8 protein-coding genes and 1 pseudogene are annotated in these 8,411 nt (G+C 47.2%); 6 read left to right on the top strand and 3 right to left on the bottom strand.

Translation table 11 applies throughout. The features are described 5' to 3' along the window. Positions 1-163: 163 nt before the first annotated feature. Positions 164-361, bottom strand: a complete 198-nt coding sequence (locus AZ66_RS23680; RefSeq protein ID WP_036619908.1) for a cold shock domain-containing protein — start codon at positions 359-361, stop codon at positions 164-166. Between the two features lie 262 nt (positions 362-623). Between AZ66_RS23680 and AZ66_RS23675 the strand changes: the two genes are divergently transcribed. From AZ66_RS23675 to pepF, 3 genes and pseudogenes are all read left to right on the top strand, one after another. After that, a complete protein-coding gene (locus tag AZ66_RS23675) occupies positions 624-857 on the top strand; it encodes a hypothetical protein (protein WP_021253250.1) in 234 nt (77 codons plus the stop codon). A gap of 13 nt (positions 858-870) precedes the next feature. Next, positions 871-1,050 carry a hypothetical protein gene (locus tag AZ66_RS23670; RefSeq protein ID WP_021260126.1) on the top strand — a complete coding sequence of 60 codons (180 nt, stop codon included), beginning with the start codon at positions 871-873 and terminating at the stop codon, positions 1,048-1,050. A gap of 275 nt (positions 1,051-1,325) precedes the next feature. Further along, positions 1,326-3,120 (top strand): annotated as a pseudogene (pepF, locus tag AZ66_RS23665) (oligoendopeptidase F). Between the two features lie 154 nt (positions 3,121-3,274). On the opposite strand, the gene AZ66_RS23660 reads toward pepF, so the two are convergent. Then, positions 3,275-4,882 carry an FAD-dependent oxidoreductase gene (locus tag AZ66_RS23660; RefSeq protein ID WP_044357103.1) on the bottom strand — a complete coding sequence of 536 codons (1,608 nt, stop codon included), beginning with the start codon at positions 4,880-4,882 and terminating at the stop codon, positions 3,275-3,277. A 185-nt stretch (positions 4,883-5,067) separates the two neighbouring features. Between AZ66_RS23660 and AZ66_RS23655 the strand changes: the two genes are divergently transcribed. The 3 genes from AZ66_RS23655 (at position 5,068) to AZ66_RS23645 (ending at position 7,845) form a co-directional block, all read left to right on the top strand. After that, a complete protein-coding gene (locus tag AZ66_RS23655; protein ID WP_021260129.1) occupies positions 5,068-5,457 on the top strand; it encodes a LapA family protein in 390 nt (129 codons plus the stop codon). 174 nt (positions 5,458-5,631) lie between these two features. Then, the gene (locus AZ66_RS23650) at positions 5,632-6,717 is read left to right on the top strand and encodes a M42 family metallopeptidase (protein ID WP_044357102.1); all 1,086 of its coding nucleotides are present in this window, start codon (positions 5,632-5,634) and stop codon (positions 6,715-6,717) included. Between the two features lie 120 nt (positions 6,718-6,837). Continuing rightward, complete coding sequence (locus AZ66_RS23645; RefSeq protein ID WP_044357101.1) at positions 6,838-7,845, top strand: oxidoreductase; 1,008 nt, start codon at positions 6,838-6,840, stop codon at positions 7,843-7,845. A 115-nt stretch (positions 7,846-7,960) separates the two neighbouring features. Here AZ66_RS23645 and AZ66_RS32085 read toward each other — a convergent pair. Continuing rightward, a partial coding sequence (locus AZ66_RS32085) for an STM3941 family protein (RefSeq protein ID WP_044357100.1) occupies positions 7,961-8,411 on the bottom strand: 451 nt, incomplete at its 5' end.

Here is an 8,411-nt window from a genome sequence, read left to right as displayed (position 1 = left end):
TCTTCATGAACAGCGAGATGAACATACAGGGAACAGAATAATGGGTTCAGGTTACAGCAATAAGATAAGAACATAAAAAAAGCAGCCATGCTCAACATGAACATGGCTGCTTGGCGTTGCTAGTGCACTATTTATAAATGACAGCCCTTAACGGGACAATTCATTATAATTTAATGACATTAGCTGCTTGCGCACCGCGATTGCCTTCAGTAATATCGAACTCTACTTCTTGGCCTTCGTCAAGTGATTTGAAACCGTCGCCTTGGATTGCGGAGAAATGAACGAATACGTCTTCGCCGTTTTCCACTTGGATAAATCCGTAGCCTTTTTCTGCGTTAAACCATTTTACAGTACCTTTCAAAGTCAAAACCTCCTCACTTCTTCGCCCTGACAGGCGAATAGTAATATTATACTTAAGCAAAAAGTCAAACGCAACTTTTCCCACAAAAAAGATTTCTAAAAAAATTGCAACTAATGTGGTCTATATTGCGGCTTTCCAGTGAATTCAGATTTGATTTCATCTAATGGCTAAGGTATCATGATCGGTAAGACAAACTGCTTGGCAATACCGCTTACAACTTAGAGTGACAGTGCCCTGCACCAAGAAACGAGGGAACCAAATTATGATGAAGAAACATGTTATTTATAAAAAGGATAACTGGAATATGCTTACGGTTGAAGTACAAGGCCGTTATATCGTATTGCGTGAAATATCCGAACAATGGGGAGAAGAATGCCATAACTTCTTGAGCCGTCCGGCCTTGATGCATTGGGCTGAACAACGCTTTCCTAAAGAAGATTACGTAGGCAAGGAAGAAGAATGGAACGAGATCATGGACAAATTCAAGCAAGTATAAAGGCAGGATGCTTATGAATTCATCAACGAACCTTATTTTTATTTTGCTTGCATTTTCACTTGGAGTGATCCTAGTCTGGAAGAGAGACACGCTGCCAGAGAAGCTGCGCAGGCCGTTGGCGATTACTGCATTATGCTTGATTACATTCGCCTTCTTCCTAATTGTCTACTCTTTCTTTGCGCTCGGCAGTTAGCTTCTTCAACGGAACAAGCACAGCCGCCCGCAACAAATAGTTTGGCGTTCTCTGGTCATACTACCCTACAGATTAATCGGTGTGTGCACACAGCACCATTGCCGCACGGCAACGCTACCGGAGGGGGATATATGGCCACGACACGCCAATTGGTAATCGGGCTGGTCACCTCTGCCATCATGGTGACCAGCCTACTGTCTGCTTCAACAGCCGCTAGTTATAAGCAAGCGACAGCGAAGCCATTATCGCAACATCAATATATGAGGAGGGTACATATGGAACAAGTATGGAAACGTTCAGAAGTCCCACAGGATGTCCGCTGGAAATTAGAGGACTTATTCGGATCTCAAGCAGAATGGGACAAAGAATTCTCGCTGGTTAACCAGCTGTTGGATAAGATGAAGCAATATCAAGGCAAGTTGAATGATGCGGAAGCACTGAAGAACTGCTTCGAGCTGGAAGACGATATTTCCCTACATACCGAGCGCCTGTACGTATATGCGAGCATGCGTCATCATGAAGACACAGCGGAAACCTGGATATCAGGCATTGTCCGAGAAGGCCAAGCAATTAAGCGTAACAGTTGGGGAGGCGCTCTCTTTCATTACGCCTGAAGTTCTGTCCTTGTCTGATGAGCAATTGAACGCCTTCATTCAAGAACCGAAGCTGGCTGCTTACCGCTTCACGTTGACTGAAATGCAGCGCCAAAAGGCACATATTCTGTCCAAGCAAGAAGAAGCGCTGCTCGCGCAAGTTGGAAGCATGTCCAAGGCGCCTGAGACCATTTACAGCATGCTGAACAATGCCGACATGAAGTTCCCAACGATTAAGGACGAGAACGGCAAGGATGTAGAGCTGACACATGGCCGCTACATTCAATTCCTTGAAAGCCGCAACAGCGAAGTTCGCAAGGCTGCTTTCGAAGGCGTATACGGTACATATCGCAAGCTTCGCAATACAATTGCTTCTACACTCAATGCAAACGTACAGAAGAACCTGTTCTATTCTCGTGCACGCAAATACCCTTCCACACTGGAAATGTATCTATACGGTGACAACATTCCGAAGGAAGTATATACGAATTTGATTGACACGATCCACAAGCACTTGCCGCTTATGCACCGCTACATGAAGCTTCGCAAGCAGCTTCTGGGTGTGAAGGAACTACATATGTACGACCTATTCGCTCCGGTTGTCGATGAGTTCGACATGAATATTACATTCGAAGAAGCAAAGGCAACTGTTAAGGAAAGCTTGAAGCCGCTTGGTGAATCGTATCTGAATGTGCTTCAAGATGGATTCGATAACGGATGGATTGACGTATACGAGAATGAAGGCAAGCGCACTGGCGCATACAGCTGGGGCGCATACGGCACGCACCCTTACGTGCTGTTGAACCATAAAGACAATTTGAACAGCATGTTCACATTGACGCATGAAATGGGTCACGCACTGCATTCTTACCATTCGGACAACAACCTGCCATATCGTGACGCACAGTACACCATCTTCTTGGCAGAGGTTGCTTCCACACTGAATGAAGCGCTGCTCATGGATTATATGCTGAAGAAGACAACGGATAAGAAAGAAAAGATGTATCTGCTTGCATACTACATCGATCAATTCCGTACAACTGTATTCCGTCAGACGATGTTCGCTGAATTCGAGATGATTATCCATGATCATGCTGAGAAAGGTGAAGCACTGACACCGCAGCTCCTCTGTGACGTATACTATGACTTGAATAAGAAGTACTACGGAGATGACATGGTCATCGACAAAGATATCGAGATGGAATGGGCACGTATTCCTCACTTCTATACAAGCTTCTACGTGTTCAAATACGCGACAGGCTTCTCGGCTGCACAAAGCTTCGCGAAGCAAATTCTCGAAGAAGGTCAACCGGCAGTCGATCGTTACACAGGCTTCCTGAAGAGCGGCGGCAGCGACTTCTCGATCAACATTCTGAAGAAGGCCGGCGTAGATATGTCCACTCCGAAGCCAATCGAAGAAGGCATGAGCTTGCTTGAATCCCTTATCAAAGAGATGGAACAGCTCGCAGCAAAATAAATGTAAAAGAGACGCTAGACAGCTAACTAACTGCTGTCTGGGCGTCTCTTTTTTGTCAGCCATCCTGTCACATCCACTCTTGTATCAAATCGAGTAATTCTTAGGGACACGACGCGTGCTAATAGGTAAGAACGTAAGAAACGATTTAGCTGCGTTATGCGAATTCGGTCCCATCGAACGGCCATCTTCGCTGTACGCCTGCCCCATCCAGCTCCGCTTGATAAGCGCTGAGATGGTGCTTATCTTCATAGACCTTGCGCGGAATGATCTCTTGCTCAATCGAATAAGCGATCAAGTGACCGACGGATTCTCCAATATTCCATTCAGTTGGATGCAAGCGATAGCACCCGTTAGTGAGCTGAGTCGTACCAATATTTTTGCAAGCAGGCAGAACATTCGTAACCCGCTTCGGAATGAGAGTTCCAAGTGGAATTTCATAAGGCAAGGTCGGAATATAGCAGCTTCGTCCAGTCTTGGTTGTTGTATGCAAATCCATAGAATAATGCCCTACTCCTACACTATCCTCATATCGGCGAATGCCAAGTCCCAACCCCTTGCGGAGCTCCTTGCTCACATCATGTTCCGTTATCGTATATAGGGCTTGAATTCTTCTCGATTCACGAATGTAAGCCGACTTAGCAAGGCCATCATCAGTGCCGACAGATGGACGGTACAAGCGGAATTCGGGATACCCTACTCCACCATCTTCACGTGGCGCTTCTGTCTGAAGCCAGTATAGCAGTGACAAGCTTAACTGCTTAGCCTCCTCAACAATCGCATCCCGCTCTTCATAACTCATCTCAACAGGAGATGCAATGGAATAATCATTTTGCGGCCAATTAATTAAGGACAGATCTCCCTCATAATGGCCGTCCCGAAACTGCGATGCGTCCACAGTACGGCGATACGTCCACAAAGGCAGCGGGTCTATACCGTCGGGCAAGCAAATGAACTTGCGCAATTCATGAGTCGCATTCGGCTTTGTATCCCACCAACTTAACAAAGGATAAGGCGATCCTTCATGGTGAAAGCTCCTCCACCAATCATAACTTGCCGGCTTGGCAATCGGCTCATTGCGTTCAGCAGCTCTGGCATCCAGCTTCTCCAGCGACATCACTACTGTAAACGCTTGCAAATCAGCTGGGTCTGCTTCCGGTAACGCATGAGGTTCCCCTGTCATCTGCTGTGATTCAGCACCAACGATATATTCAACACCTGCGAGCGGCAGCACATCACCACATTCTGTTGCATCTACATAATATTGTCCAGTGAGTACTGTCTTCTCTCCTGTAATTCGATTAAGCACGGTGATGTCTTGTACGGCATCGCCCTGCAAGTGCGCTTCAAGCGGAACCGTATGATACAAAATGTGCAGACTCCCTTCCTCAACGTGAGGGCAAAGCCACGCTTGCAGCAGATCATGGGCAACATTCGGCTCATGACACAGCCGGCTTACCCATCCATTTCCCGGATTGAAAGTATTGTCGTATGCATCTCGATCCTGCAGCAGCTCCGGCTTCACAAGTGCAGCATAATAACTCCGAATCTGATTGCGGAATGCTCGATAAGCAGCAGTACATCCTGTTTGTTCAATCCATGGGTGTTCATCTGGTGGAACTGCTTGGCTGGTAAGCTGGCCGCCAATCCAGTCCGTCTCTTCTGTCATGATCACTTTCAGGCCCCGATTCGCCAGTGTCCAAGCTGCCAGTGTTCCCCCAAGCCCGCCACCAATAATGACAACGTCTGCCTTCCTCGTATTCATGAATGTCCCCCCATTCACTTCCAGATCATTCCTCCCCATGATCATATCATGACATGTCTGTATTATGAATCCTTATTCCATATTGAAAATATTTGATTGGAGCAACCATTCAACTTGTGGCGAATGAAGTCGAACATTATACTGAGAATAGATATATAAACATAATGGTAAGGAGGCTACCTGCAATGCGTATTCAATGGTCCCTGCTAGCAGGACTTATATTTGCGCTCATAACGGCGATATTTGCAGTCATTAACGTGAATCCAGTACAAGTGAATCTCTTGTTCGGCACGTTCGATGTACCGCTCATTCTTCTCATTTTGGGCTGCACCCTGCTTGGAGCTGTAATTGTCGGTTCATACAGTATCTACCTGCAGTTCCGCTCTCAGAAGAAGATTAAGCAATTGGAGCATCAGCTTGCTCAATATACAGGCGACGCTGACACTAGTTTGTTCGAGAATCATGAATCGACAAACAACCTGGAAGAATTCCATCCTCATGGCGACAACACGACAAATGAGGAACTCCCGGGATTCACATCAAGCACAGCCAATTCGGGCAAGACTGATCACTAGCACCAGCACTTGCATTGGTACTTGTTTTGGAACTTGCATTAGTACTTGTATTAGTACTTGATTGGTACTAGTCTCAGAACTAGTATTTGAACTGACATTAACACTGATTAACACTGGTATTTAGCGTTAGCGATTGAATCGTACCTATTTATCATATCTAGGAGGAATACAGTCATGGCGACACCCGATCATTCAACGATTTCATCACAACCCTTCCAAGCGATAATTGACGAAAATTACGTAACTTCCTTCCTGCTCGAATTGCTTAATACACCGAGTCCAACAGGCTATACCCACCATATTATGGCCCGCATTGGCCGTGAAGCGGAACAACTCGGATACGCATTCGAGCAGACTCAAAAAGGCTGTGGCGTCATTAAGGTAGCAGGAGAGAAGCACGATTCGAACAAAGTCATTGGATTGTCTGCCCATGTCGACACGCTGGGTGCTATGGTACGGTCCATCCATGCTGATGGCACACTGCGCTTAACTTCACTAGGCGGATATATGTCTAGTTCCATGGAGAATGAATATTGCCACATACATACTCGTGACGGTCGTACATACACAGGTACAATTATGACGAACCACCCTTCCGTGCATGTATACAGCGATGCACGCGAATACGCACGTGAAGAGAAGAACATGATTGTGCGCATCGATGAGCTTGTACATACCAAGAAGGATACCGAAGAACTTGGCATTCGCACAGGTGATTACGTTTCATTTGACGCACGTCCTGTACACTTGCCAAATGGATTTATTAAGTCGCGCCATCTGGATGACAAAGCTAGTGTAGCTGCCTTGTTCGGATTGCTGGAGAGCATGAAGCGCCACGCATGGCAGCCAAAGCACGATATTGTCATTTTCATTACGAATTACGAAGAAATCGGACACGGTGCATCCTACATTCCCCAGGAAATAACGGAGATGCTTGCTGTTGATATGGGAGCTATGGGCGATGATCTGTCTTGCAAGGAGACGGACGTGTCCATCTGTGCGAAAGATTCATCCGGGCCTTACGATTATATGATGACGGGCACTCTTATTGCTCTGGCAGAACGAGAGGGCATCGAACATGCAGTTGATATTTACCCTCACTATGGTTCCGATGCTTCAGCTGCGCTTCGCGGTGGCAACAATATCCGTGCTGCCTTAATTGGGCCAGGCGTTCATGCTTCACATGCGATGGAACGCACTCATCAGCGTGCAGTAATCAATACAGCACGCTTGATTGCTGCATACATCACAGAGGAATAAGAACCTGATCCCTTATAATAAATGCTGTCTAAATGCCAACTCTGAAGCGAGTGATATCAGCCTGTCTTCTATATAATTACATATAAGCAGCATGGAATGAAAGGGAGGTTCGAAGGTAAGATGAAACAGCAATTTGCAGCGTTATGGATTAACCAACAAACGGATGGAACACTGGATGTAAGTGTTCAACAATGTACCACCGAGCAATTGTCAGCGGGAACCGTAACGATTCGTACCGCGTATTCTGGATTGAATTACAAAGACGCGCTTGCCTGCTCGCCAACAGGAAATATCGTAAAATCATACCCCTTCATCCCCGGAATTGATGTATCTGGGGTCATCATTGAATCAGAGGATGAACGATATTCGGCAGGACAGCGTGTACTGGTAACGGGATATGGGCTAGGCGTGACCCATACGGGCGGTCTCAGTGAGATTGTGCGCGTACCAGGCGATTGGATCGTTCCACTCCCCGATTCGCTCAGCTTAAGGGAAGCGATGATATTCGGCACAGCGGGTCTCACTGCTGCTCTCGCTGTCGAACGGATAGAACGACATGGTATTACAACTGATAAAGGCCCTATCCTTGTTACTGGTGCGACAGGCGGAGTCGGCTCCATCGCAGTCTCTATGCTGGCACAACTCGGATATGAGGTTGCCGCTTCTACAGGTAAAGCCCAGTATGAAGAGTTACTTCGTTCTCTAGGTGCCAAGCAGATTGTTGCACGTGAGGAACTTCTTCCAGAGCGGCCTCGGGCTCTCGATAAGCAGCGCTGGGCAGGAGCGATCGACGTCTGTGGCGGCGGTATTCTTGCCTCTATCCTAGCGTCCCTCCATTACGGCGGGGCCGTGGCTGCAACAGGAATGACGGCTGGTGGAACTTTTCCTGCTTCTGTCTTCCCATTTATCCTGAGAGGGACAGCCTTATATGGCATCGATTCTGTATTCGTACCGAGTACAGAACGTGTCCGCCTCTGGTCACGAATCGCGGCGGAGTGGAAGTCTTTCACCCACACTCCAAGCTGGATTCGAGAATTGCAGCTGACTGATGTCCCTGCCTTTCTCAACCAGTTGCTCCAGGGCCAATCATCTGGGCGAGCCATCGTCAAGATTGGCAAAGATGAATAACAATATGAATTGCGATTGATCCGCATACTTGCTGAACGGTTTGCCATACGAAAAAAAGAGCAGGAACCTCACATGGGGACTCCCCACTGAGGTTACCTGCTCTTCTCTTATTCGCTTAATTATGTTGGGATTTGGCACGCTCCCAGTGCCCGAGCATCTCCTGAGCCACTTGCTCCAGCGAGCCTCGAATGCCAACCTTAGGGATATTGATCTGCGTATCGACGAATGCTCGGTTCGCTGACATGAGCGAACGTTTCCAGCCTGGACATCGAGCAAGAAATTCTTCCGGATCGGCCACCTTCACTCCCAGGAAGGATTGGCCCATCATATCGTACACTTTAATCTCTTCTACCTCTGACCACAATACTCTCCCTGCTGCCCCAAGAGAGGCTTGATCATAGAAGGCATCCGCTGTCAGGATGACAGCTGGCTTAGGGACTAACATGCGGTATGCGCAATATACACCGGACATACCGAAAAATGCGACACTTACTCCCCCTAGAAGCACGACTCCCCCTTGATCTTGCATAAGCATGACCATTCCAATCGCAATAAACACTATGGAA

Source organism: Paenibacillus sp. E194 (genome assembly GCF_000935845.1).
Taxonomy (GTDB): Bacteria; Bacillota; Bacilli; order Paenibacillales; family Paenibacillaceae; genus Paenibacillus_B; species Paenibacillus_B alvei_B.
Note: the sequence above shows the minus strand (reverse complement) of the source record. Positions and strands in the feature narration are given on the sequence as shown.

Coding starts and splice junctions, on each gene's coding strand:
- AZ66_RS23675 (WP_021253250.1), top strand. CDS start 624: ATGATGAAGAAACATGTTATTTATAAAAAGGATAACTGGAATATGCTT.
- AZ66_RS23670 (WP_021260126.1), top strand. CDS start 871: ATGAATTCATCAACGAACCTTATTTTTATTTTGCTTGCATTTTCACTT.
- AZ66_RS23660 (WP_044357103.1), bottom strand. CDS start 4,882: ATGAATACGAGGAAGGCAGACGTTGTCATTATTGGTGGCGGGCTTGGG.
- AZ66_RS23655 (WP_021260129.1), top strand. CDS start 5,068: ATGCGTATTCAATGGTCCCTGCTAGCAGGACTTATATTTGCGCTCATA.
- AZ66_RS23650 (WP_044357102.1), top strand. CDS start 5,632: ATGGCGACACCCGATCATTCAACGATTTCATCACAACCCTTCCAAGCG.
- AZ66_RS23645 (WP_044357101.1), top strand. CDS start 6,838: ATGAAACAGCAATTTGCAGCGTTATGGATTAACCAACAAACGGATGGA.